General features: G+C 72.2%; 22 protein-coding genes and 1 tRNA gene. 9 read left to right on the top strand and 14 right to left on the bottom strand.

Features of this window, described 5'->3' with window-relative positions; translation table 11 throughout:
* The first annotated feature begins 78 nt into the window (after positions 1 to 78).
* The 3 genes from EDF23_RS02230 to EDF23_RS02240 are packed head-to-tail and all read left to right on the top strand — an operon-like array spanning position 79 to position 2,725.
* Complete coding sequence (locus EDF23_RS02230; RefSeq protein ID WP_131920216.1) at positions 79 to 852, top strand: VTT domain-containing protein; 774 nt, start codon at positions 79 to 81, stop codon at positions 850 to 852.
* Positions 849 to 2,063 (top strand): histidine kinase, encoded by a 1,215-nt coding sequence (locus EDF23_RS02235; protein WP_131920218.1) that lies wholly within the window; start codon positions 849 to 851, stop codon positions 2,061 to 2,063. Before EDF23_RS02230 ends, EDF23_RS02235 begins: the two co-directional genes overlap by 4 nt.
* Positions 2,063 to 2,725, top strand: a complete 663-nt coding sequence (locus EDF23_RS02240) for a response regulator transcription factor (protein WP_123292794.1) — start codon at positions 2,063 to 2,065, stop codon at positions 2,723 to 2,725. Before EDF23_RS02235 ends, EDF23_RS02240 begins: the two co-directional genes overlap by 1 nt.
* Before the next feature lie 384 nt (positions 2,726 to 3,109).
* Here EDF23_RS02240 and EDF23_RS02245 read toward each other — a convergent pair whose 3' ends face one another.
* The 8 genes from EDF23_RS02245 to EDF23_RS02280 all read right to left on the bottom strand — a co-directional run bounded on the left by EDF23_RS02245 (position 3,110) and on the right by EDF23_RS02280 (position 12,262).
* On the bottom strand, positions 3,110 to 3,610 hold the full coding sequence (locus EDF23_RS02245; RefSeq protein WP_111084072.1) for a DNA starvation/stationary phase protection protein: 501 nt from the start codon (positions 3,608 to 3,610) through the stop codon (positions 3,110 to 3,112).
* Between the two features lie 156 nt (positions 3,611 to 3,766).
* Entirely contained in the window at positions 3,767 to 4,180 is a 414-nt protein-coding gene (locus tag EDF23_RS02250) for an SIP domain-containing protein (protein WP_123292793.1), read from the bottom strand.
* Positions 4,181 to 4,209: 29 nt separating this feature from the next.
* A complete protein-coding gene (locus tag EDF23_RS02255) occupies positions 4,210 to 4,914 on the bottom strand; it encodes a TetR family transcriptional regulator C-terminal domain-containing protein (protein ID WP_243648780.1) in 705 nt (234 codons plus the stop codon).
* Positions 4,911 to 6,980 (bottom strand): CocE/NonD family hydrolase, encoded by a 2,070-nt coding sequence (locus EDF23_RS02260; protein ID WP_131920220.1) that lies wholly within the window; start codon positions 6,978 to 6,980, stop codon positions 4,911 to 4,913. Before EDF23_RS02260 ends, EDF23_RS02255 begins: the two co-directional genes overlap by 4 nt.
* The gene (locus tag EDF23_RS02265; protein ID WP_131920222.1) at positions 6,977 to 8,758 is read right to left on the bottom strand and encodes an ABC transporter ATP-binding protein; all 1,782 of its coding nucleotides are present in this window, start codon (positions 8,756 to 8,758) and stop codon (positions 6,977 to 6,979) included. Before EDF23_RS02265 ends, EDF23_RS02260 begins: the two co-directional genes overlap by 4 nt.
* Complete coding sequence (locus EDF23_RS02270) at positions 8,755 to 9,639, bottom strand: ABC transporter permease (RefSeq protein WP_111084076.1); 885 nt, start codon at positions 9,637 to 9,639, stop codon at positions 8,755 to 8,757. Before EDF23_RS02270 ends, EDF23_RS02265 begins: the two co-directional genes overlap by 4 nt.
* A complete protein-coding gene (locus tag EDF23_RS02275) occupies positions 9,636 to 10,664 on the bottom strand; it encodes an ABC transporter permease (RefSeq protein ID WP_131920224.1) in 1,029 nt (342 codons plus the stop codon). Before EDF23_RS02275 ends, EDF23_RS02270 begins: the two co-directional genes overlap by 4 nt.
* Positions 10,661 to 12,262 carry an ABC transporter substrate-binding protein gene (locus EDF23_RS02280; protein WP_111084078.1) on the bottom strand — a complete coding sequence of 534 codons (1,602 nt, stop codon included), beginning with the start codon at positions 12,260 to 12,262 and terminating at the stop codon, positions 10,661 to 10,663. Before EDF23_RS02280 ends, EDF23_RS02275 begins: the two co-directional genes overlap by 4 nt.
* Before the next feature lie 155 nt (positions 12,263 to 12,417).
* Between EDF23_RS02280 and EDF23_RS02285 the strand changes: the two genes are divergently transcribed.
* Together EDF23_RS02285 and EDF23_RS02290 are read left to right on the top strand one after the other, a co-directional pair.
* Positions 12,418 to 13,011: a molybdopterin-dependent oxidoreductase gene (locus EDF23_RS02285; RefSeq protein WP_131920226.1), complete on the top strand. Its 594-nt coding sequence runs from the start codon at positions 12,418 to 12,420 to the stop codon at positions 13,009 to 13,011.
* Entirely contained in the window at positions 13,008 to 13,847 is an 840-nt protein-coding gene (locus EDF23_RS02290) for a ferredoxin reductase (RefSeq protein ID WP_243648781.1), read from the top strand. The genes EDF23_RS02285 and EDF23_RS02290 overlap by 4 nt, the downstream gene beginning before the upstream one ends.
* A 543-nt stretch (positions 13,848 to 14,390) precedes the next feature.
* On the opposite strand, the gene EDF23_RS02295 is transcribed toward EDF23_RS02290, so the two are convergent.
* Positions 14,391 to 14,462 (bottom strand) — tRNA-Gly (locus tag EDF23_RS02295).
* A 186-nt stretch (positions 14,463 to 14,648) separates the two neighbouring features.
* On the opposite strand from EDF23_RS02295, the gene EDF23_RS02300 reads away from it, so the two are divergent.
* The gene (locus EDF23_RS02300) at positions 14,649 to 14,855 is read left to right on the top strand and encodes a hypothetical protein (protein WP_111084081.1); all 207 of its coding nucleotides are present in this window, start codon (positions 14,649 to 14,651) and stop codon (positions 14,853 to 14,855) included.
* Between the two features lie 36 nt (positions 14,856 to 14,891).
* Here EDF23_RS02300 and EDF23_RS02305 read toward each other — a convergent pair whose 3' ends face one another.
* From EDF23_RS02305 to EDF23_RS02315, 3 genes are all read right to left on the bottom strand, one after another.
* Positions 14,892 to 16,271, bottom strand: coding sequence for a hypothetical protein (locus EDF23_RS02305; RefSeq protein WP_131846841.1), 1,380 nt, complete (start codon positions 16,269 to 16,271; stop codon positions 14,892 to 14,894).
* A gap of 36 nt (positions 16,272 to 16,307) precedes the next feature.
* A complete protein-coding gene (locus tag EDF23_RS02310) occupies positions 16,308 to 18,380 on the bottom strand; it encodes a GMC oxidoreductase (RefSeq protein WP_131920228.1) in 2,073 nt (690 codons plus the stop codon).
* A 73-nt stretch (positions 18,381 to 18,453) separates the two neighbouring features.
* Positions 18,454 to 19,326 carry an oxidoreductase gene (locus EDF23_RS02315; protein WP_131920230.1) on the bottom strand — a complete coding sequence of 291 codons (873 nt, stop codon included), beginning with the start codon at positions 19,324 to 19,326 and terminating at the stop codon, positions 18,454 to 18,456.
* Between the two features lie 109 nt (positions 19,327 to 19,435).
* Here EDF23_RS02315 and EDF23_RS02320 point away from each other — a divergent pair, with 109 nt between their 5' ends.
* Positions 19,436 to 19,858: a helix-turn-helix domain-containing protein gene (locus EDF23_RS02320; protein WP_123938059.1), complete on the top strand. Its 423-nt coding sequence runs from the start codon at positions 19,436 to 19,438 to the stop codon at positions 19,856 to 19,858.
* Between the two features lie 135 nt (positions 19,859 to 19,993).
* Entirely contained in the window at positions 19,994 to 21,445 is a 1,452-nt protein-coding gene (locus EDF23_RS02325; RefSeq protein WP_279388185.1) for an MFS transporter, read from the top strand.
* Here EDF23_RS02325 and EDF23_RS02330 read toward each other — a convergent pair.
* Complete coding sequence (locus EDF23_RS02330) at positions 21,430 to 22,191, bottom strand: glucose 1-dehydrogenase (RefSeq protein ID WP_131920232.1); 762 nt, start codon at positions 22,189 to 22,191, stop codon at positions 21,430 to 21,432. The two genes, EDF23_RS02325 and EDF23_RS02330, sit on opposite strands and share 16 nt — an antisense overlap.
* A 147-nt stretch (positions 22,192 to 22,338) precedes the next feature.
* Positions 22,339 to 22,803 (bottom strand): hypothetical protein, encoded by a 465-nt coding sequence (locus EDF23_RS02335; protein WP_131920234.1) that lies wholly within the window; start codon positions 22,801 to 22,803, stop codon positions 22,339 to 22,341.
* Between the two features lie 470 nt (positions 22,804 to 23,273).
* Between EDF23_RS02335 and EDF23_RS02340 the strand changes: the two genes are divergently transcribed.
* A complete protein-coding gene (locus EDF23_RS02340) occupies positions 23,274 to 23,897 on the top strand; it encodes a hypothetical protein (RefSeq protein WP_131880025.1) in 624 nt (207 codons plus the stop codon).
* Positions 23,898 to 23,934: the final 37 nt, after the last annotated feature.

The raw sequence follows: 23,934 nt of genomic DNA on the forward strand, positions 1-23,934 counted from the left end.
CCGGCGGGATGGCAGCGCTCCCGGCGCTCCGTAGCGTCGAACCCGTCGACGAGGTCCGTCGGCGGAGGGAGCGTCGCCGTGTTCGACCAGATCACCCCGTTCGTCGTCGAGTTGGCCGCGAGTCCGCTCGTCTACGTCGTGCTCGTCGCCCTGTGCTTCGTCGACGGCTTCTTCCCGCCGGTCCCGAGCGAGTCCGCGCTCGTAGCCGTCGCCGCCATCGCCGCGACGTCCGGCCAGCCCGTCCTGGCCGGGGTCCTGGTGGCCGCCGCGGTGGGTGCGATCGCGGGTGACTCGGTGGCGTACTGGATCGGTCGCCGGATCGGACTCGCCCGCCTGGCGCAGTCCCGACGGCCGCGGATCGCTGCGGCCTTCGCGTTCGCCGAACGGCAGATGCAGCGCCGGTCCGCGAGCCTGATCCTGGTCGGCCGCTACATCCCCGTCGGCCGGGTCGCGGTGAACATGACCGCCGGCGCGACCCGGCTGCCCTACCGTCGCTTCCTCGCCATCAGTGCGATCGCCGGGACGGCGTGGTCCGCGACCTCGGTCGGGATCGCCCTGGCCGCGTCGCAGGTGCTGCACGAGCCGCTCGTCGCCGCCCTGGTGTCGATGGTGGTCGCGGGCGGCCTCGGCATCGCGGTCGACCGGGTGATCGGTAGCATCAGCCGCAGGCGCGATGCCCGTGCCGCCCGAGCGGCCGCCGCGATCGTCCCCACGACCGGCGTGCCCATGACCGGCGTGCCCACGACCGACGTGTCCGCGACCGACCTGCCCTCCGCGAGCACCACGCCCGTCACGCACGCCCCGTCCGCCACACCCCGAATCGTCCCCACCGGAGAGATCGTCCGACCGTGACCACCGCCCTGCTCCGCCCGCGACCGACCTGGCTGCCGCTGGCGACCCGGATCGCTCTCGTGGTCGCGGTGGTGTCCCTGTTCAGCGTCGCCGCCCCGGTGACCTCGGTCTACTACGCCGTCGCGGTCCCGCTCTCCCTGCTCGTGTCGGCGGTGCTCGCGGTCAGCATCGGCATCGCCCCGTTCGTCCCCCGAACCGCAGCCGCCGCCCACCTCGTCGGTCTCGTCGCGCTCGGCCTGCTCACCGCGCCGGTCGAGACGAGCCCGTGGCCGATCCCGGTCACCGGCATCATCGGCCTGAGCGTCCTGCTCGTCGTGCTCGGGGTCCGCTCGACCTGGCGGCTGACCGCGATCGTGTGGGCCGTCGCCGCCGTGCTCCCCCTGCTGCTCGTCGCCGTGACGCCGGGCCGCTGGGACCAGCCCGCCGTGTGGGCGACGAGCTTCGTCGTGTCCGCCGGCGACACGCTCCTGGTCGCCGCGGCCGCCGTCGTCATCGGGCAGCGCCGCAGCATCCGCCAGGAGCTCGTCGCCGCCCGCCGCGACGCCGAGCTCGAGCAGGCCAGGCGCCGCACCGTCGAGGAGCGCTCCCGGATCGCCCGCGAGCTGCACGACGTCGTCGCGCACAGCATGTCCGTCGTGCACATGCAGGCGGAGTCGGCCCCGTACCGGGTGGCCGACCTGCCGCAGGAGGCCCGCGCCGAGTTCGCCGCGATCGCCGAGACCTCGCGCACCGCGCTGCGCGAGATGCGCCAGCTGCTCGGCACCCTGCGCGGGGACACCGCCGCCGAACGCGCGCCGCAGCCGGACCTCGCCGACCTGCCCGCGCTCGTGCAGGCCACGCGCGCTGCCGGCATGCCGGTGGAGCTCGACGTCGACGTCGCCGACGACGTCGACCGGCTCGCACAGCTCACCGTCTACCGGGTCGTGCAGGAGGCGCTCGGCAACGTCGCCCGGCACGCGCCCGGCGCGTCCACCGTCGTGACGGTCAGGAGGCACGGCTCGCGTCTCCGGGTCGAGGTCGCCAACACCGCTCCACCCGCTGGCACCGTGCCGGCCGCTCCACCCGACGACGGTGGCTTCGGCCTGGCCGGGATGCGCGAGCGGGTGACGGCGCTCGACGGCACGATCGAGCACGGCCCCGTGGCGGACGGCAGCTTCACGGTCGTGGTGACCCTGCCCGTCCGCGTACCGGCGGCCGACGGGGGAAGCTGATGACGCGGGTGATGGTGGTGGACGACCAGCAGATGTTCCGCATGGGACTGCGGGCGATCCTCCAGGCCCAGGACGACGTCGAGGTCGTCGGCGAGGCCGCGAACGGTGCCGAGGCGGTGGTCGCGGCGATCCGGCTGCAGCCGGACGTGATCCTGATGGACGTCCGGATGCCGGAACTCGACGGGATCGAGGCGACCCGACGGATCACGGCGGCGCCGACGGACCGACCCGTCCGCGTGGTCATGCTGACGACGTTCGACATCGACGACTACGTGTTCGACGCTCTGCGGGCCGGGGCGAGCGGCTTCCTGCTCAAGGACGCGAGCGCCGACGAGCTGGTCGCGGCGGTGCGCACGGTGGCTGCGGGCGAGGCGCTGCTCGCTCCGCGCGTGACCCGGCACCTGGTCGAGGCGTTCGTCGCCGGACCGGTCACCGCCGCTCCGCGCACCGAGGTGCTCGACGTCCTGACCGACCGGGAGCGCGACGTGTTCCTGCTCATGGCGCGCGGGCGGTCGAACGGCGAGATCGCGGGCGACCTGTTCATCGCGGAGCAGACCGTCAAGACCCACGTGGGGCGGGTGCTGGCGAAGTTGCAGTTGCGCGACCGGGTGCACGCCGTGGTGCTGGCGTACGAGGCCGGTCTGGTCCGCCCGTCCGCCTGACGCGCCGCCGCGCCGCTCACGTCCCCCGAGGTTCCGAAATCTGCACATCTCGCGCGCCGAAACGTCGGTCCGTGGAACCTCGGCGTCGCGCCAGCGGCGTGTCGCGCGATCTCGTCGGTGTCGCAGGTCCGGCACGGGTACAGGTCGCGCGCGGGTACTTGCGCGCGCAACCAGCGACGTCGCCGATGTCGTACGACATCGAGTTCGTCGCAACTGCGCGCCCGCAACGGTTGCACCCGCGGAGCGGCGACAGGGTCGTTGTCGAACGACATCGAGAGTGTCGCACGGGGTCGACGCGGGTCGCGGTGGGCCGACGCGACGACAGACAGACGGGAGGCCCGGTGCCAGCTGGCACCGGGCCTCCCGTCAGGGGTTGGTCGCGACTCAGGCGGCGAGGTGCGCCTGCAGGAACCAACGGTCCTTCGTGAGACCGCGCTCGATCTCGATGACGACGTCCTGGCTGTTGAGGTCGACCTCGTCGAGACCCTCGACGGCGCGACGGACCTGCAGCAGGGCCGCGTCGATCTGGGCGATGACCTCGGTGATGGTGACGTCGGAGTTCTGGAAGCCCTGCGACAGCGGCGGCAGCGTCGTGTTGGCGGCGACGGTCGCGATGCGCGAGTCGACCGGCAGGCCGAGGGCGACGATGCGCTCCGCGGCGGTGTCGGCGTAGGCCTGGGCGTGCTCGACGATGTCGTCGAGGAGCTCGTGCACACCGACGAAGTTGCGGCCGCGGACGTGCCAGTGCGCCTGCTTGCCGTTGACGACGAGTGCCTCGAGGTCGATCACGACGGGGGCGAGGAACTGTGCCACTCCGGCGGCGAGCTCCGGCGTCGTCGAGAACGGGGACGTGGTGGTCGTGGTGCTGGTGGTAGTCGTGGTCATGTCTGAACCTCCTGCGTCGTGGTTACACCGGATCGCTGGGCCTGTCCTGACCAGTTCGGTGCTGCCGATGGACACAACCATGCCCGCTTCTCTTGTATGCCGCAAGGAAGCGGAGGCTGCCCTTACCGGCGGCGAGCAGCCGCCAGCCGGCAGCGGTCAGCCGACGAGCGTGTCGAAGCCGGCGTCGCTCAGCTCGATCTGGACGGCGGAACGCGCCCGCTCGACCCAGGGGCTGTCGGTGCACCCGATCCAGACGCTCGTGCGCGGCTCGCAGTCGGCGACGCACCACTCGGCCGCCCAGCCGGTCAGGGCGTGCGCGAGGGCCTCGCCGTGGTCGGCGAAGACGAGCGGCGACACCGCCGAGGTGCGGGCGCTGCGGACCAGCCACGTCACGGTCACGCGGGGCGGCGCGGGCAGGATGCGGATCTGCTCGTCGAGGGCGACCTCGACGAAGACCTGTCCGTACGCGTTCTCCGGCAGGTCTTCGAGCTGACGGCGGATCTCCGGCAGGTCCTCGACGCCGCCGGCGATGAGGATGCGTTCGCTGGGCTGTCGCCGGGTCCGTGCCATGCTGCAACGGTAAGGCAAGCCTTACCTCATCACAAGGGCTGCTGGCCGGTTCCGGCGATCTCCACAGCCGGCACACCGAGTTCGTGCGCCAGGAAGGTCCACATCCACGACAGCGCGACGGTGTTCGTGAGCCCCGGGACGCCCTGCGCGATCTGCGTCGCGACACCGTCGCTGTAGGCCGCGAGCTTCAGCGCCACGGTGTCCGGCTCGATCGGTCCGGCGCCGCCCGGGAACGTGCCGGCGTCGGCTCCGCGGCGGATCACCCGGACCAGACAGGCCTCCCAGACGCGGATCCGCTCGGCGTACTCGGCGGCCACCTCGGGCCGGCGGGCGACCGCGGTCCAGTAGTCGGACCAGATCCGCCAGTGCTGCCGGACCTGTTCGGTGTCGTCGAACAGGGGCGCGACGAGCATCCGCAGCGCCTCGACGGGGTCGGACTCGGCGTCGACGGCGATGACGATCGCCCCGTAGAAGCGCTCCGTCTCGAGCACGACGACCTCGTTGAGGATCTCCGCCACGCTGCCGAAGTGGTACGTCACGGTGCCGACGGACACTCCGGCCTCGGCGGCGATGTCCCGCAGGCCCGTCGCCCCGACGCCGTTCCGGACGATGACGGCACGGGCGGCCGCGACGATCATCGCGCGCCGGACCGCGGGACGCTGCCGGACGCGCGGCGCCGCACCCGCTGCGGCGTCCGCTGCGGCGCCCGGTGCAGCCCCCGCTGCCCCGGTCACGCCGAGGTCCTCGGGACGTCGTCGGCGAAGGTCTGCTCGGTGACCAGCACCTCGGGGGCGTCGGGGCCGCCGTCACGGGCCCAGGCCCGCACGGTGTTCACGACGTGGAAGGCCTCGGCGTCGGCGGTGACCTCGGAGGACGTCTCGAGCCGTGCCGACCAGTCCGGCTTCTCCAGGCCGATCGCCCAGCGCGACGATGCCACGGCCGAGTTCGGGTCGTCCGACCGGATGCGGTACGTCTCGCGGGCGTCCTCGCTGAAGACGAGCCCGTCGGGGTAGACCCGTCCGCCGCCGTACCCGGGGTCGACGTCGAGGGTCCACTCCCCCGTCTCGACGTCGTGCGTGACGGTGCGCTGGGGCAGCTGCTCGGTCGGTGCCACGCGCCCGATCGCGAGCGGCGTCGACCGCTCGGGTTCGTCGAAGCGCACGTCGTCGTCGGTCTCGCGCGTCCAGACCGGCAGGCACACCTCGGACGCCGTCGGGTCGATCGTGACGGTGGCCTCGGTGCCGTGCGGCCAGACCCAGGGCCAGTAGGACGACGACACCGCGATCCGCAGGCGGTGCCCGGCGGCGAACCGGTGACCGGTCGCGACGAGCTGCACCGGCAGCGACGCCGGCTCACCGGGGACCAGCGGGTCGTTCCGGTCCATGCCGTCCCGCTTCGCCGCGTTGAGCACCCCGCGCGTCACGAGGGTCGACGAGCCGTCCGGCGCGACGTCGCACAACCGCACCGTCAGGGTGGCGCGGGGCTGGTCGCTCGTGACCGACAGGGTGACGAGCGCGTTGCCGAGCAGGTCGAACGCCCGGCCGACGGGCAGGTCGAAGCAGACGGAGCGGCCGTCCTCGGCACGCTGGTCGGGTGGCAGGTCGGTCGCGTTGCCGAACGGGAAGAACCGTCCGGCGTCGGCGCCGGTGTGCTGCGGCGACCGGACGACGACCGGCCCGTCCTCGCCGCCGCGGAGCGTCGCGAGCGGCAGCGCACGCCGGTGCGTCGCCGCCGAGGGCCACGCCTCGGCGCCGACCCACCGGCCCCGTCGCGAGGCGTAGTACGTCGCCGGGGCTTCGCCCTCGTTGATCCAGGCGCGGAGTGCGGGGTCCTCCTCCACGCCGGTGTCGATCCCGCGGAGCCAGCGGTCCCACCAACGCAGCGTCTCCTGCAGGAACCCGATCGACGGTCCGGGTGCGAGACCGCGGTCCGGGTACTGGTGCGACCACGGCCCGACGATGCCCTTGACCGGGGACTGCACGTTCGACACCAGTCGGAGCACGGCGTCGCGGTACGGGTCCGCCCAGCCGCCGACGGCGAGGACCGCTGCACCGATGTTGCCGTAGTCCTCGGCGGCGCTGCCGTGCCGCCAGTAGTCGTCGCGCTCCTGGTGCGCGAGCCACACCGGCGTCATCGGGCGGTTCGACTCCAGCCGCTCGCGCCACCGGTCGACCCAGTCCGTGCCGACGACCTCGGGCCGGGGCGGCCGCGAGTTGAACGCGAACATGGTCGCGCCCCACGCCGCCATGTCGATGCCGAGCACCGCTCCGCCGACGTAGTGCACGTCGTTGTCGTACCGGTCGTCGGTCGAACACACCGTGACGATGGCCTTGAGCGCGGCGGGCGCACGCGCTGCCAGCTGCAGGGCGTTGAACCCGCCCCACGAGATGCCGAACATGCCGACGGCGCCCGTCGACCACTCCTGCTCGGCGAGCCAGGCGATCACGGCCTCACCGTCGCGGAGCTCCTGCTCGCTGTACTCGTCGTCGAAGAACCCGTCCGACGAGCCGCTGCCCCGGATGTCGACCCGGACCGAGGCGTACCCGTGCTGGGCGTACCAGGGGTGCCGTTCGGAGTCGCGCGGCGCGGTCCAGTCGTCGAGTCGGTACGGCAGGTACTCGAGCAGCACCGGCACCGGACCGTCGGGCGACGCCGGCGACCAGATCCGGGTGTGCAGTCGGACGCCGTCGGGCATCGGGATCCACTCGTCGCGGACGGTCACGCCGTCCGGCAGCGAGTCCGGCGCGCCGATGGCGGTGAGGGTCGAAGCGTCGGCGTACACCGAGCGATCGCGGCTCATGCGTCCTCCCAGTTCCGGGTCAGGTGGCCGTCGCTGTGGTCCGTCCAGCCCTCGGTGTGCCGCCAGCGCGGTACCCCGTCGCCGACGTCGGGCAGCTCGGTGCTGCCCGGCTCGAGCGTCGCGGCCAGCAGCGTCGACGTGTACGGGTGGTTCGGGCCGGTGAAGACCCGCTCGGTCGGTCCGATCTCGACGATCCGGCCGCCGGTCATCACGGCGACCCGGTCGGCGACGCCGCGGACGACGGCCAGGTCGTGGCTGATGAACAGGCAACTGAGCCCGCGCGAGCGCTGCAGGTCGGCGAGGAGCGCGAGGATCCCGGCCTGCACCTGCACGTCGAGCGCGGTGGTGATCTCGTCGGCGATGACCAGGCGCGGCTCGGCGGCGAGGGCCCGGGCGATGCCGACGCGCTGCCGCTGCCCGCCGGAGAGCTGCGCCGGCAGCCGCTCGGCGAACTCCGGGCCGAGGCCGACCTGGGTGAGCAGCTCGCCGACGCGCTGCCGCGAGGACGTGCCCGTGAACAGCTTGAGCGGTCGCCCGATCGCCGCGCCCACGGTGCGCCGCGGGTTGAGCGACGTGTCGGCGTTCTGGAACACGAGCTGCACCGCACGACGAAGGTCCGGGGACCGTCCGGCGATCGGCTCGCGCAGGTCGCCGCTCACGGTCCCGTCGTCGAACGAGAACGTGCCCGACTCGGCCGGCACCAGGCCGGCGAGGGCGGTCGCGAGCGTCGACTTGCCACTTCCGGACTCCCCCACGACCGCGAGCGTCTCACGCGGTGCGATCGTGAAGGAGACGCCGTCGACGGCGGCCGGCAGGCCGCGTCCGTAGCGGATCACCAGGTCCTCGGCGGTCACCACGGGACGGACGAGCGGTTCGGGAGGAACGGTTCGGCCGGCCGTGGAGGCGACCGTCGACGAGACGGTCGCCGTCTCGGGCACGTGCCCCGATCCTCCCGGCCGTCGCCCGTCCGGCACCGCGGCCAGCAGGGCACGCGTGTACTCGTGCTGCGGGGCGGCGAAGAGCGCCGCAGTGGCGGCGTGCTCGACGATCTCGCCGTCGCGCATGACGGCGATCTCGTCCGCCATCGCCGACACGACCCCGAGGTCGTGGCTGACGAGCAGGACGGCCATGCCGAGCTGCCGGCCGAGGTCAGCGATCAGGCCGAGGACGGCGGCCTGGGTGACGACGTCGAGCGCCGTCGTGGGCTCGTCGAGCACGAGCACCCGCGGGCGTGCGGCGACGGCCATCGCGATCGCGATGCGCTGCTGCTGCCCACCGGAGAGCTGGTGCGGGTAGCGGCGGACGATCGCGTCGGGGTCCGGCAGCCGGACCAACCGGACCAGCTCGGCGACGCGCTCGGGGCCGTCGGGTTCGCGGTGGGCGCGCAGGGCCTCGCGGATCTGCTCGCCGACACGCATCGACGGGGTGAGTGCCTGGCCGGCGTTCTGCGCGACGACGGAGGCAACGCCGCCGCGGAGCTCGCGGCGGCCGGACGGTGACAGCGCGAAGACGTCGTCGCCGCCGACGCGGACCGAGCCGCCGACGATGGTCGAGCCCGCCCGGAGGTGCGCGAGCAGGGTCCGGGCGACGGTGGACTTGCCGCTGCCGGACTCCCCGACGAGGCCGAGGGTGCGCCCGGCGGGGATCGCGAAGGAGACGCCGCGCACCACGGGGACCAGGCGTTTGCCGGCCGCGTAGGAGATCGCGAGGTCGTCGACGCGGACGATGGGGTCCGTCGCGGTCGCCGGTGCGGCCGGTGCGGTGTCGGTGTGCGTCATGCGCTCACTCCCTTCGTGGCGCGGTCGACGCCGAGCGACTTGCTCAGGCCGTCGGCGGCGAGGTTGAGCCCGATCACCAGGGTCGCCAGGGCGACGATCGGTGCGAGCGTGCCGAGCGGCACCACGGTCAGCGCGGTGCGGTTCTCCTGCACCATCAGCCCCCAGTCGGGCGTCGGTGGGTTGGCGCCGAAGCCGAGGAAGGACAGCGACGCGACGAGCAGCACGATCCACGAGGCCCGCATGGCGTACTCGACGAGCACCACGTCGAGGACGTTCGGCAGGATCTCGCGGAACACGATCGACAGCGCGCGTTCACCCCGGGCCCGGGCGGCCGTCACGTAGTCCTGCGTGATGACGGTGCGGGCGGCACCGCGGACGACGCGGGTCACGGCGGGCGCGTAGACGACGGTGACGGCGAGGACGATGACCCAGAGCCCAGCGTCGAAGACCGTGACGACGACGAGCAGGGCGAGGATCGACGGCACGCTGAGCAGGGCGTCGACGACGCGCATGACGGCCTCGTCGAACCAGTTGTCCGCGTACGCCGTGATGCAACCGAGCACCGTGCCGACCGCGACGGCGATCGTCGTGGCCAGGAAGGTCACGAGCAGGGCGTACCGGCCGCCGTTGAGCGTCCGCGACAGCACGTCACGGCCGTACTGGTCGGTGCCGAGCCAGTGCGTCCAGGTCGGGCCGGCGAGGACGTCTCCGGCGTTCGTGGCCACCGGGTCGTACCCGGCGATGACCGGTGCGAGCAGGGCGAGCACGACGTGCAGGGCGATGAGGCCGAGGCCGATGCTCAGCGCCGTCGAGCCGCGCAGGGGCGCGAGGGCCCCGGCGAGGACGACGCGTCCGGGGCGGCGGGTGGCGGTGGCGGTCATGCGGCGGCCTTCCTGGTGCTGCGCGTCGTACGGGTGCGCGTGCGCGGTCGCCGCTGGCGGGTCCGCAGCTTCGGGTCGAGGGCGAGCGCCACGAGGTCGGCGGCGAGGTTGCAGACGACGTAGATGACGGCGCTCAGGAGCGCGATCGCCTCGATCGTCGGCAGGTCGCGGTTGAAGACCGACTCGAGCATGAGCTTGCCCATGCCCGGGTAGTTGAAGACGTTCTCGACGACGACGACACCGCCGAGCAGCCAGGCGACGTTGAGCGCGACGACGTTCAGCGTCGGCAGCAGCGCGCTCGGCACCGCGTGCTTCCAGACCACGCGGCGCATCGTCAGGCCCTTGAGCTCCGCCGTGGTGACGAACTCGGACGCCATCACGTCGATGGTCGAGGAGCGGGCGGTGCGCACGATGTAGGCGGCCATCGCCAGGGTGAGCACGATGATCGGCAGCCAGATCGTCGGCAGGAGTTCGCCGACCGTGGCGTCGCTCCCCCGCAGCACGACGGCGGGGAAGACCGGCAGGCCGATCGCGAAGAGCAGCACGAGCACGGTCGCGACCATGAACTCGGGCACGCTCATCACGACGAGGCTGACGATCGAGATCACCTTGTCGGACGGGCGACCCCGACGGACCCCGGCGAGGACGCCGAGCGTCAGGGAGACCGTGACGCCGACGAGCATGGCGGGCACGGCGATGAGCATGCTGTTCCGGAAGGCGGTGAACAGCGTCGGTGCGACGGCCTCGCCGCTGACGAGCGAGGTGCCGAAGTCGCCGTGCACCGCGCCACCGAGCCACTGCAGGTAGCGGAGCCACACGTTCTGGTCGAGGCCGAGGGTCTCGCGGAGCTGCTTGACGGCGTCGGGGGTGGCGTTCTGGCCGAGGAGCTGCTGCGCGACGTCGCCGGGCAGTGCCTGCACCGCCAGGAACACGAAGAGCGAGGCGAGCACGACCGTGAGCACGGCGATGCCGAACCGGCGGAGGACGGGGACGAGGACGTCCGACGGGGTGTTCTTGGTCGTCATCGGCGCAGTCCGATCCGGAGGTAGTCGAACTCGAAGCCGTACTCCGAGTAGTTCACGACGTCGCGGGACAGCCCCACGAGCCGGTCGCCGAACATCGGGGTCATGTCGGCCCCGTCCTCGACCACGAGCCGCTGGGCGTCCTGGTAGAGCGTCAGCCGCTTGGCGTCGTCCATCTCGGCGCGGGCGTCGTCGAGCAGCCCGTCGAAGGTCTCGTTCGACCACGCGCTCTCGTTGTAGGACGAGCCCGTGCGGAAGATCTGGTTGAGCAGCTGGTCGATCGGCCGGCCGGTGAACCAGTAGCTCACCATGAGCGGCTTCTGCATCCAGATCTGCGTGTAGTACGAGTCCGAGCTCGCGTTGCGGACCGTCAGGCGGATGCCCGCGTCGGCGACGGCGTCGCGGTAGGCGACCGCCATCGGCGTGAAGACCGACTCGTAGCTCGACGTGTAGATCGAGGTCCGGAACCCCTCGTGACCGGCCTGCTTGAGCAGTGCCTTCGCCTTGTCCGGGTCGTACTCGCGGTGGTCGTCGACGAACGCGGCGAGCTGCGGCGGGACGGGGTTGTCCCACCCGGGCGAGCCGGTGCCCTGCAGGGCGGTGTCGACGATCTGCTGCGGGTCGTAGGCGAGCTTCATCGCCTGGCGGACCCGCGGGTCGCTGAACTCGTCGCTCGTGGCGAGCATCGGGATCGTGTACCACTGGGCGTTCTTCGACCGGGCGACGGTGGCGCGGTCGGAGGCGGACACCACCCGAGCGGTCGCGAAGTCCAGGTTCGTCTGCGAGATCAGGTCGATCTGGCCGGCGAGCAGCGCGTTCACCCGGGCGGTGGTGTCCTGGATCGAGTAGAAGTCGATGCCGTCCAGCGCGGGACGCCCGGCGAAGTGGTCGTCGAACGCCTCGACACTGCCGGCACCGGCGGGGGTGAACGCGGAGAGCCGGAACGGGCCCGTCCCGATCCCGGTGCGGCCGATGTCGGCGATCGCGGCCGCCGGCACGATGTAGCACTGGTACGCGGTGAGCAGCGACGGGAACTCGGCGTTCGGCTTGGTCAGCGAGAACCGCAGCGTGTACGGGTCGGTCGCACGCATCGAGTCGGCGTCCATCACCTCGCCGAGGACCCCGGCCTGCGGGCTGCCGGTCTTCTCGTCGAGGATGTGCCGGATGCTCGCGATGGCGTCGTCAGCGGTGAAGCGGCTGCCGTCGTGGAAGGTGACGCCACGGCGGAGCGAGAACGTCCACTCGGTGCCGTCGGCGTTCGCGGACCACTCCTCGGCGAGGTCGGGCACGGTGGTGCCTTGCTCGTCGAGCTTGACGAGCCGGTTGTAGAGCGCGCCGAGGTACTCGTACGCCGACAGGGAGCTGGCGGAGTCGAGGGTCTCGGCGGCCGAGGCGGCCGGACGCGCGATGCGCAAGCGACCGCCGCGTCGGGCGACGCCGGTGGCCGCCGCCTCGGGGATGGTGGGCGTGCCGGCGTTCGCGCCGGAGCTGCACCCCGTCAGGGTGAGCAGGCCGAGGCCGGCCAGACCGGCGGCGCCGGTGAGGAGCGCTCGGCGGCTCGGGCCGCGGGCGTTCCGGGGTTCGGGGACGATGGGCTGCATTCGGGGTGGCCCCTCCTGTAATCGTTCCGGTGAACGATAGAGGGAGACCGGCGATCCCCCAACTCCTGCTCCTCGTCCTCCGGAGTGTTTACGAACTCGTTACACGGGCGCCGCCGGCTCGGAGCATGATCGGACCATCCCGTCCGAGGAGGATCATGGCGACGTTCACCAGGGGGTTCGGTGGCCGTCGAGCCGACCGCGACGACACCCGCATCCCGCCCGGCCAGACCCTGGTGCGCGACTGGCCCGTCCTGTCGGCCGGTGCCACGCCCGACGTCGATCCGGCGTCGTGGGTCTTCTCGATCCGCACCGAGAACGGTCTGCACACCTGGACGTGGGACGAGGTGCACGCGCTCGGCGTCGAGGACGTCACCGTCGACATCCACTGCGTCACCCACTGGACCAAGCTCGACATGCCGTGGCGCGGCGTCCCTCTCGACCGCCTGTTCGAGAACGTCGAGACGTCGCTCGACTACTGCATGGTGCACAGCACCGGCGGGTACACGACGAACGTGCCGCTCGACGAGCTGCTGGACGGCAAGGCGTGGATCGCGTTCGAGGCCGACGGTGAACCGCTCGAGCCCGAACACGGCGGTCCGGCGCGCCTGCTGGTGCCGCACCTGTACTTCTGGAAAAGCGCGAAGTGGGTGAGCGGGATCGTCATGCAGGCGGACGACGAACCGGGCTTCTGGGAGAACGCGGGCTACAACCTGCACGGCGACCCGTGGAAGGAAGAGCGGTACTGGTGACGGTTCCCGACACCGGCGTGTCCGCCGGCGTGTCCGCCGGCGTGTCCGCCGACCCGTCCACCGACCTGGAGGCCCGGATCGCGCCCGCCACCCGGCCCGCGCCCCGCAGGCGGCCGGCCTGGCACCCCGCGACGGTCGCCTCGGTGGAGCGCGAGACCCCGAACGCCCGTCGGGTCGTCCTGGACGTCCCGACGTGGCCGGGGAACGACCCGGGCCAGCACCTGGACCTGCGACTCACGGCCGAGGACGGCTACCAGGCATCCCGCTCGTACTCGATCGCCTCGGCGGGTGACCGGACCGACGTCGTCCTCGCCGTCGACCGCGTCGAGGGTGGCGAGGTGTCCCCGTTCCTGGTCGACGCGGTCGAGGTCGGCGACGTGCTCGAGGTGCACGGGCCGCTCGGCGGCTGGTTCGTGTGGCGCCCCGGCGCGTCCGACCGTCCGGTGCAGCTGATCGCCGGCGGCTCGGGGATCGTGCCGCTCGTCGCCATGGTCACCGCGCACGCCGAGGCCGGGGACCCCGCACCGTTCCGGTTGCTCGTCGCCGTCCGGACCCCCGACGACGTCTTCTTCCGCGCCGAACTCGACCGGGCCGTCGCTTCCGACGCTCCGCTCGAGGTGACCACCGTGTACAGCCGGACCGCTCCACCCGGGTCCGCCGTGCCCGCGGGACGGCTGACCCGCGATGCGCTCGCCGCCGCGGTCTTCCCACCCGACGCCAGGGCGCTCGTCTACGTGTGCGGCTCGACGCCCTTCGTCGAACAGGTGCTCCGTTGGCTCGCCGACCTCGGACACGACACCACCGACGTCCGTGCCGAACGGTTCGGGGGCAGCTGATGACGGTCGTCGACGGCAACGCGCTCGCGGGGGTCCTGTCCGAGGTGCTCGGTCCGGAGCCGACCGTGACGGTGCTCTGCTGCGCGGGGTGCGGGTCCCGCGGAACGGTCGCACGTACCGCCGTGTACTGCTCGGCGATGGGCTCCGTCGCCCGGTGCCGGACGTGTGACACCGTGCTCGTCACAGTGGTCGAGGCCGGATCCGCGCGCTGGATCACCCTCCCCGGTACCCGTGCCACATTGATCCCAATACCCGAGGATCGCGGCTAGCGCAATCACCGACCGCATCGCGTGCGGAGTTCTTGCGGCTTTCCGCATGCCCCGAACTGGGGTCCAATCCGACCGAGACGATGCTCCGGATCACTCTTCGGGACATCGCTGGGCCACCCACCCAGCGTCTCCACTCGGGGCAGTGCGGCCTCTGCGTCCGGTGGGCGCGGGTACCCGAAGCCTGCGCCCCCGGATGCGCCCGCCCACGGCGCCCGGGAACGACAGAACCCCCGGTGCTGCTCTGTGAGCAACCCCGGGGGTCCTGTTCCGTCCGAGCGGATGACGAGATTCGAACTCGCGACCCTCACCTTGGCAAGGTGATGCGCTACCACTGCGCCACATCCGCATTCGCACGCCGTGTGGGCCGTGCGGAGTCGACTGTACCCGATCCCGGCCCTACGGACGTGTTCTGCGGCAGATCCGGGCGTGTCCGGTGTCGCGAGGCGCGGTCCAGCGCGGCCCTGCGCGGCCCGGCGCGGCCCGGCGCGGTCATCAGGCGCGGTCATCAGGCACCGAGGAGTTCGATCGGAGCATGAGCTACGTGCACGACAACCCGGGCGGGACCGAGGCCCACGGCGTCGACCTGATCGACGGTGACACCCCCGCCATCCGCATCCTGGTGCACGGCGACCTGCCGACCACGATCGAGCACGAGGGGCGGACCTGGCTCGCCACCGGCGACGCGCACGACGACGGTGACGACCAGGCGCCCCCGATCGCGATCTACCGCCCGGTCTGAGCCGCGCTCTGCGACGAGCCGGGCGCTCGACTGCGGTCAGTGCCCGCGGACGTCGCCCGTCAGGATCGCGTGCTCGGCGCCGGCCGACAGTTCGTCGTGCAGCGCGTCCGCGAAGAACTCCCCGGCACCGAGGCTGACCAGGTGGGTGAGCGCACCGGTGACGTCCGCCAGGGCGGGGTTCCACTCGTCGTGGAGGGACGCCCGGACGTGCCCGGACTCGTGCACGACGACGACCCCGATGTGGTCGTGGGCATCGCCGACCTCGAGCACGGCGTCGTACACGACGGGTTCGGTGTCCTCGCCGAGGGGCTCCAGGTGCACCTCGCCGATCCCGGGCCACTCGGTGCGGAACACGGGCAGGTCCGGCGCGTGCAGGTGCGGGGCGCGTTCGTCGGTGACGGACTCGATCTCCCCCGACGTCAGGTACTCGTCGACGACCTCGTGGATCCGGTCGTGCAGTCCGGGCTCGTACTGCCACCAGCGCTGGTGCACCGCCCGGAGCCAGTCCTGCGTCGCGGCGTCGGCCGAGGCCGAGGTCCCGACCAGCTGCGGTGCCGTGCCGGGCGATCCGACGACCTCGAGCTGCTCGTCGTGCGTCTCGACGGTGATGGACCCGGTGGCCTCGTCGGGGTGCACGCCGTGGACATCCTCGGGGGCCGCGGCCCAGATGCTCGCCGGCAGCTTCGGCGGCAGGGCGAACGCGACTGCGATCGCCGGACGTGCCAATGCTTCGTCGAGCGCGTCGCCGAGGTGCACCTCGTCCGAGCGGGACCCCATGACGATGCCGCCGGTCGGGGGCACGGCGGCCAACCGCTCGAGGTCCTCGTGGTCGGCGTTCATCGACGCGAACACGGGGGTGTCCGCCCACTGGACGAACTCGCCGGCCGCACGGTCCTGGTCCTCGAACGGCACGTTCCAGACCGAGGGGTCCGCGAGCACCCACGACGCCGATCGACCGGCGGGGCCACGGCGCACGGCGTCGACCACGGCGGGGACGAGTCCGGGCAGCCCGCGGTACGCCGGTCGCACGGTGAGGCGGTCGAGCGCCAGCAGGTCCGGCTTGCCGAGCATCTCGGCGGCGTGCGTCTGCAGCGACAGGAAGGTCTCGCCGGTCGCGTCCGGCACGACGATCGCCGCGGCGAAGTCACCGTCGACGTCGGAGACCTGGTACCCGAGCACCAGTGCCTCGACCGACTCGGGCGAACGGCTCGTGTACGCGGCGACCTCGGCGACCGACACCGCTTCGGCCTCGTCGTCGGTGATGGGCACCCGGACGTCGATCACCCACCGGTCGACGTCCTGGCCGGGGTAGGCGTCGCCGTCCTCGTCCGAGATCGTGATGTGCACGAGCCGCAGGGAACCGTCCCACGCGTCGTGGACGTGCTGGGCGATGGCGGCTTCAGGGTCGTCGGTCACGGACGCCACCGTATCGGTGGCGGACCGGGCACGTGGTCAACCGTGCTGCGCGACCATCGCGTCGACGCTCCGCATCGCGGTCGCCAGGATGGTGAGCACCGGGTTCACCCCGCCGTTCGTGACGTGCACCGAGCCGTCGGTCACGCGCAGGTTGTCGTGTCCCCACACCCGGCCGAACGGGTCGACGACCGACGTCGCCGGATCCGTCCCCATCCGGAGCGTGCCGGCCTGGTGCTGGCCACCGCTCGTGCCCCGGACCGGACCGTGCAGCTCCGCCACGCGCGTGGCGCCGGCCGCGCGCAACCAGTCGCCGCTCCGGGCGCTGGTGTGGTCGCGAGCACGGACGTCCTCCGGGTGGACCCCACCGCTGAACGACGCCACCGGGATGCCGTACCGGTCCGTCACCGCGGGGTCGACCCGGACGCGTGCGTCGGCCGTGGTGACCTCCTGGATCGGCCCCATTATCCGCATGCTGCGCCGCGCCAGGTCCCGCATCGCGTGCTTGCCGTCGAGCCCGGATCGCGGCGCGAGCCCCGTGCCGACGAGGTACTGGTACGTGTTCGACGGCGTCGCGATGAACTCGTTCGCCAGGATCCCGCCACCGATCTGCCCGGGCACGCCGTGCCGGTAGTCGGTGGTGGCGATCGACGGCCCCGGTCCGAGACCGTCGTCCACCACGTCGTCGAAGACCCCCATCGCGCCGCCGTAGACGTGGCCCTGCAGGTGCCGGCCGACCTGGTCCGCACCGTTGCCGATGCCGTCGGGCTCCTGGTCGCTCCGGCTGTTCAGCAGGAGCCGTGCCGACTCCACCGCTCCGGCCGCGACGACGACCTCGGCGGCGTCGACCTCGGCCCGCCAGTCGCGGCCGTCCGCGGTGCCGACGATCGTGACGCCGACCACGCGGCCGGCATGATCCGTGCGCAGTCGGGCGACCCGCGACTCGAGCACGATCGACGCGTTCCCGGTGGCGAACGCGCGGGTCAGCATGGTGTTCTGGCTGCCGTTCTTGGCGTCGACCGGGCACGCGAAGCCGACGCACATGCCGCACTGTTCGCACGCGCGGCGACCCAGGTACGGCGTCGAGTTGATCAGGAGCGGGACGTGCACCGTCGAGATGCCCAGGGCGTCCGCGGCGGCGGCGAGCCGGTCCCGCGCTGCCCCGGACGGCAGCGGTGGCATCGGTCGCGCGCGCGAGCGCTCCCCGGACCACGGACCGTCGACGTCACCGCCGCTGACCCCGATCTCCCACTCGGCGCGCTCGTACCAGGGCTCGAGGTCGTCGTACCCGAACGGCCAGTCGGCCAGCGCACTGCCGTCCGGCACGCCGTACGTCGATGCCATCGCGAAGTCCCGCGGCCCGAACCGCCAGGCCTGGGCGCCGTAGACCCGTGTGCCGCCGCCGGCCGTGACGGCGTTGTTGTGCCACCCCGGCGACGAGGGCCGGAGCACCAGGAGCTCGCGACCGTCCGCCACCGTCCGCGGGTTGCCGACGTCGGACGGCCCCGACCGCGGTGCGACGCCCCAGCTCGACCGCGGGTTCCGGATGTGGTCACGGCTGAGTTCCGCGGTGCCGGGCCACCCACCGGCCTCGACCACGAGCACGCGCCGACCGGACTCGGCGAGCCCGCACGCCGCGACACCCCCGCCGGCGCCCGACCCGACGACGACCGCGTCGTACCGGTCGGCCAGCTGCGACGGGTGCACGACCGAGGGCGCTGCGGTCGCCACCGGTACCGGCACGCTCCATCCGTCCGGCGGACCGGGCTGCCACCCCACCATGTCCCAGGACCGCTCCCCCGCGTTCCCGCCGTTCCCCGCGTCGGCGTAGTACCCCGCGGCGACGAGCTCGGCGAACCAGGTCCAGTCGGGATCGTCCTCGTCCCGGGGCTCGTCGACGCCCTCGTGGTCGTCCGCGTGCGCGACGACGGCACGGAGACGGTCCAGCCAGTCCGGCCGGTCGACCAGGACCCCGGCCAGGAAGTCGAGTGCGCCGGCCTCGGACGCCGACGGGTACTCGTCCGCCGGCACCACCCGGTCGACCAGGGCACGGAGCCGTTCCTCGTGCGTGCGGAGGAACTCCTGCGCCGCGGTGGCCGCGTGGTCCGTCATCGGTCCTGCCTCTCGAGCAGCGCCGGTGCCGCCCACGAGCACCGTAACGGACACGGCGGGGTACGGGCCGGGCTCAGCCGCCGATGCCCTCGAGGTCAAGCAGGTCGTCGTCGCTCAGCACGACGGAGGCACCCTCGATGTTCTCGCGCAGGTGCGCCCGCGACGACGTGCCCGGGATCAGCAGGATGTTCGGCGACCGGCGCAGCAGCCATGCCAGGGCGACGGACATCGGCGTCGACCCGAGCCGTGTCGCCACGGTCGAGAGCACCTCGGACTGCAACGGGGCGAAGCCGCCGAGCGGGAAGAACGGCACGTAGGCGACTCCCTCGGCCGCGAGCCGGTCGATGAGTGGGTCGTCCTGCCGATTGGCCAGGTTGTACATGTTCTGGACCGACAGGATCGGTGCGATCCCCTGCGCTTCCGCCACCTGGTCCGTCGTCGCGTTGCTCACCCCGAGGTGCCGGATGACCCCCTGTCGCTGCAGGTCGACCAGCGTCTCGAAGGCCGGGGCGATCGGCCCCGCGACCGGACCGTTCGCATCGCCCAACCGCAGGTTGACCAGGTCCAGCACATCGACGCCGAGCGTCTCGAGGTTGTCGTCGACCTGCGCACGCAGTTGGTCGGGTTCCCGAGCAGTCGGCCAACCGCCTCGGGCGTCGCGCCGCGCGCCGACCTTCGTCGCGATGACGAGGTCGTCGGCGTACGGGTGCAGCGCCTCGTGCAGCAGCTCGTTGACCACACGCGGGCCGTACGTCTCGGCGGTGTCGATGTGCGAGATGCCGCCGGCGACGGCGTCCCGGAGCACGGCGACGGCCTCGTCGTGGTCCTTCGGCGGCCCGACGACCCACGGACCGGTGAGCTGCATCGCGCCGTAGCCGAAGCGTGCGACCGGCCGGTCGCCGAGGGTCCAGGTGCCGCCCGGCAGGCGAGGGGTGGTGGTGGTCATCGGATCTCCTTCGAGGACTTGTGGAGCGGTTGCTCGTGTTCCACTCTTGACGAACTGCTTCCCGTTCGGAAGGAGTTACCCAGAAGTGCGTTGCTACCCGAGGAGCCCTGTGCCGACCACGACCGCCGCCGAGCAACGAGCTGACGCCAAGGCGCAGTACAACGCCTACCTGGCAGCCTGCCCGAGCCAGCAGCTGCTCGCACGGGTCTCCGGCAAGTGGGTGACGCTCGTGCTGTCGGCACTCGGGAGCGGCCCGGACTGCGACGGCGACCCGAGGCCGATGCGGTACTCCGAACTCGGTCGCGTCCTGGCGGGCGTGAGTCCGAAGATGCTGTCGCAGACGCTGAAGTCGCTCGAACGCGACGGCCTCGTCGTCCGCACGGCGACGGCGACGGTACCCGTGACGGTGACGTACGAGCTCACGGATCTGGGGCTCTCGCTGCACGGCACCGTGCGGCAGCTCAAGCGCTGGTCGGAAGCCCACCGCGACGAGGTGGCCGCGCACCAGGAGCGCTACGACGTCACCGGCTAGCCTCCGGCGCGCTTGCACCGGACGTCCGGCGGGACGTATGGTCTTCGCAGAGGGCAAAACGCCTCGTCGCTCCGTCGGCCAGGCACCCACACGCGGTCTCGGACGAGTCGCCACTTCTTCATCGAAGGAGTGCACGTGTCCACCCGTTCCCCCGCCCGGCTCCGTGACGCCGGGATCGCCCTCGCCGGCCTGTCCGCCGTCTTCCTGTTCGAGATGCTCGACAACTCGGTGCTGAACGTCGCCCTGCCCACCATCGGCCGTGAGCTCCACGCGTCGACGCCCGGCCTGCAGTGGGTCACCGGCGCCTACTCGGTCGTGTTCGGCGCCCTCATGCTCCTGTTCGGTGCGGTCGCCGACCGGTTCGGCCGACGCCGGGTGATGCTCGTCGGCCTGGTGCTGCTCGCGCTCACCGCGCTGGCGACCACGCTCGTCACCACGACCGGCGAACTCATCGCGGTCCGCGCGCTCATGGGGCTCGCAGCGGCCATGACGACGCCCGGGTCGATGGCCCTGGCCTTCCGGCTCTTCGACTCCGACGCCCTGCGGGTCCGGGCGCTGACGGTCATCTCCACCGCGGGCCTGGTCGGGCTCGCGGTCGGTCCGACGGCGGGCGGCTTCGCCCTCGCGGTGGCGCCGTGGCAGGCCCTGCTCCTGGTGAACGTCCCGATCGCGGCGCTCGCGTTCATCGGCATCCGAGCCGGCGTGCCCGCTGACCGACCGGAGGACCTGCACCCCGACCGGATCGACGTGACCGGCGCGCTGTTCGGGACCACGGCCCTGGTCGGTGCACTCGGGACGCCCACCCTCTTCGCCGAGGCGGGCAGCGCCTCCTGGCCGGGGTGGACCGGGGTCGTCGTGACGGTCGCGGCGGTGGCGGCCTTCGTGCAGCGGGAGCGCACCGCGGCACAGCCGCTGCTCGACCTGCGCCTGCTCGCCCGTCCGCTCGTCGCGAGCGGTCTGGCGTACAAGGCGGCCTCCGGACTGGCCGTTTCCGGCCTGTCCTACCTGGTGACACTGCAGCTGCAGTTCGCCTGGGGGTGGTCGCCGGCGCTGGCCGCGATCGGGACCCTGCCGCAGGTGGTGGTGCTCCTGGCGTCCGGGCGATTCGTCGGCCCGTTCGTGCAGCGGGTGGGCCTCGGCCGCGCGGCATGGCTGAGCGCCGGCGCCGTCGTCGCAGGACTCGCGCTCTTCACGGTCGGCGGCCGTGCCGGGTACGGCTGGGTCGCCGCGGCGCTCGTCCTCGTCGCCGCGGGGATGCGGGTCGTCGGGGTCGTCGCGGGCAACAACGTGCTCCAGGGCCTGCCGTCGAACCGGACGTCGGTCGGTGCGGCGCTCGTCGACACCGCGAGCGAGCTCGCGACCGCGGTGGGCATCGCGGCGACCGGGACGGTGCTGGCGCTGCTCGTGCCGGGCAGCATCGCGACGACGTCCTGGAGCGTCGATCGGCTGGCCGCGTTCGAAGGCGGGATCACCGTCGCGGGCGTCGTCCTGACGGTCGTCGCCGCCGTGCTCGTCGCCGTCGGCATGGCCCGCGCGACGACCCGCGCGGGCACGCCGGTGGCCGAACCGGCTCAGACGGCGCTGTAGCCGCCGTCCGCCACGAGCACGGATCCGGTGATGAACGACGCCGCGTCGCTCGCCAGGAACACGACGCTCGGCGCGATCTCCTCGGGCAGGGCGAAGCGCTGCTGCGGTGCGTCCTCGATCCAGTACCGCCGGAACTCCGGGGAGTCCACCGGCGCCATCTCGGTCTTCACGTACCCGGGGGCGACGGCGTTCACGCGGATCCCGTACTTCGCCCACTCGACCGCGAGCGACTTCGTCAGGTGGTGCACGGCGGCCTTCGACGCGTTGTACGCCGGCTGCCACTGCGGCCGGTTCACGATGAGGCCAGACATGCTGCCGATGTTCACGATCGAGCCCGAACCGGCGTCACGCATGTGCGCGCCGACCGCCGTCGACGTCTTCCACAGTGCGCGGACGTTGAGGTCGAACACGTCGTCCCACTCGCTGTCGGGGACGTCGAAGGCGTCCCGGTGGTGGCACGTGCCGGCGTTGTTGACGAGCACGTCGAGGCGGCCGAGGGCCGCCATCGCCTCCTCGGTCATGCGCGCCACCTGCTCGCCGTCGGTGATGTCCGCCGTGATGGTGACGAAGTCGTGGCCGGCATCCGCGGCCTCGGCGGCGACCCGGGTGTTGCGCTCCGCGGAGCGCCCGACGATCGCGACGCGGGCGCCGGCCTCGGCGAGGCCGAAGGCGAAGGCCCGGCCGAGTCCCTGGTTGCCGCCGGTGACGAGGGCGGTCCGGCCGGTGAGGTCGAAGGGTGAGGTCATGGTGCGGGCGCCTTCCTGAGCGGGGTCGGCGCGGTGCACCGCGTCGACGAGGTACCGCCCTGCGTACACGACCCGGCCGGGAGGCGCGGCGTGCGTCCGCCCCGCACCGCGCCTCCCGCGCTGGTCACGTCCACCGCCTCTGGTCGCTCAGTGCGTGTCGGTCACGCCGCCGCCGACGAACGTCGAGCCGACCGTGGCGTCGGTGAGGGTGCAGTTGTAGATCGCCCACGGGTCGGTGTGGCCGTCCGTGAACAGCTTGATCGGGTACACGAGCAGGTACTTGCCGTCGCTGGTGTACCCGGACGGCTCCGCGGTGAACTCCAGGACGACCGCGGCGTCGTCGGCGCCCTTGTTGCACTCGTCGTAGATGTGCTGGGCGAGCGCCGAGACCGTGGGCGTCGCGGTGGCGGTCGGGGCCGGGGACGGTGCGGTGGCGGTCGGGGAGGGCGCAGTCGTCTCTGTCGGCGTCGGGCTCGTCGACGTGCTGGTCCCGACGCGGTCCGGCGTGGAGGTCGCCGGGCCGGCTTGCGATGCTGCGGCACAGCCGGTGAGTGCGACGACGAGTGCGGTGGCCGCCGCAGCGGCGACGAGGGGACGGACGTGGGTCTGCATGGTGCTGACTCCTTCGAGCGATCGGATCGGTGCTTCTCCTGAGAGATGTCCCGAACCCGCTCGATCCTGACAGCGTCCACCGATCCGGCTATCGGGACGGCTCTTCGCCACCGTCGTGGCCGGGATGAACGATGGGTTCGCGAGGTTCAGCTCACGCTGAACGCCCAACCCCGTCTGAGCGGGATCCTCCCGTGTTCCTCGCGCTGGGAGCTATCGCGCTCGTCCTTGTCGGCGTCGGATCACTTGCAGCCGGGTTCGGAGCCGGGTGGGGCTTCTTCCTCCTGGCGCTCGATGCGCTACTCCTCGTCGGGTTCACGGCGTGGCTTGCACGGCGCCCTTTCCCAACGGACTGACGCGGACGGACTGTGTCCCTCTCCGCCGCCGCGCGGTAGTCGATTCATCATCGGCGCGGGACCGCCTCTACTTGTTGAGATCGGTTCGATGCGCGCACTGGGCCGTACGCTCGACGCGTGAGTGATCCGAGAGAACCTCTATTCCGTGAGGAGCAGGTCGATGCGAGTTGGGTCGCTGCCGCGCAGCAAGCCAGGGTGCTTGTAAACCGAGGGCCGATAGTCGTCGGTCCATCAGTGCAGGCCGTCCTGACCGGACTAGCCCTCATCTTCTTCGCGCTCGGTACGACCCTGTCGATACTCGAGCCATCGCCTTGGAAGGCAATTGTCAGCGGCGCGGGGGTCACCATCGCTCTGCTCGGGTGGTTCTGGGCCCGCCGGCACGAAGGTTTGGAGCCCTTCCTCGGCAGCGGCGAGCGAACCCCCGCCTCACTCCTCGAGCGTGATCAACGGCGTGCCGTCCGCTTGCAGATGCGCGGGAAGACACCGCCCACTCCGCACTCGATGGAGCTCGTCGACCTCCTGACGCGTCGGCAGCAAGCATCGGCGAGGAACCTTTGGCCAACGCTCATCGGGTTCGGAGTCGCCGTCGTTGGCGCGAACCTCACCTCGGGGGTTCTTTTGCTCGGCTTCCTGGGCGTCAGCGTCTTCATCGCGGTCGTCAGCTGGATCGAACGACGTCGGTGGCAGCGAGTGCGTGAGGCAATCGCGCACGTCCCTGGCGTTCAACGCGAGGACGGCTGAGACTGTCTGACGCCGCCCTCCGCGACACGAACGGGAG

Source organism: Curtobacterium sp. PhB128 (assembly GCF_004340725.1).
Taxonomy (GTDB): domain Bacteria; phylum Actinomycetota; class Actinomycetes; order Actinomycetales; family Microbacteriaceae; genus Curtobacterium.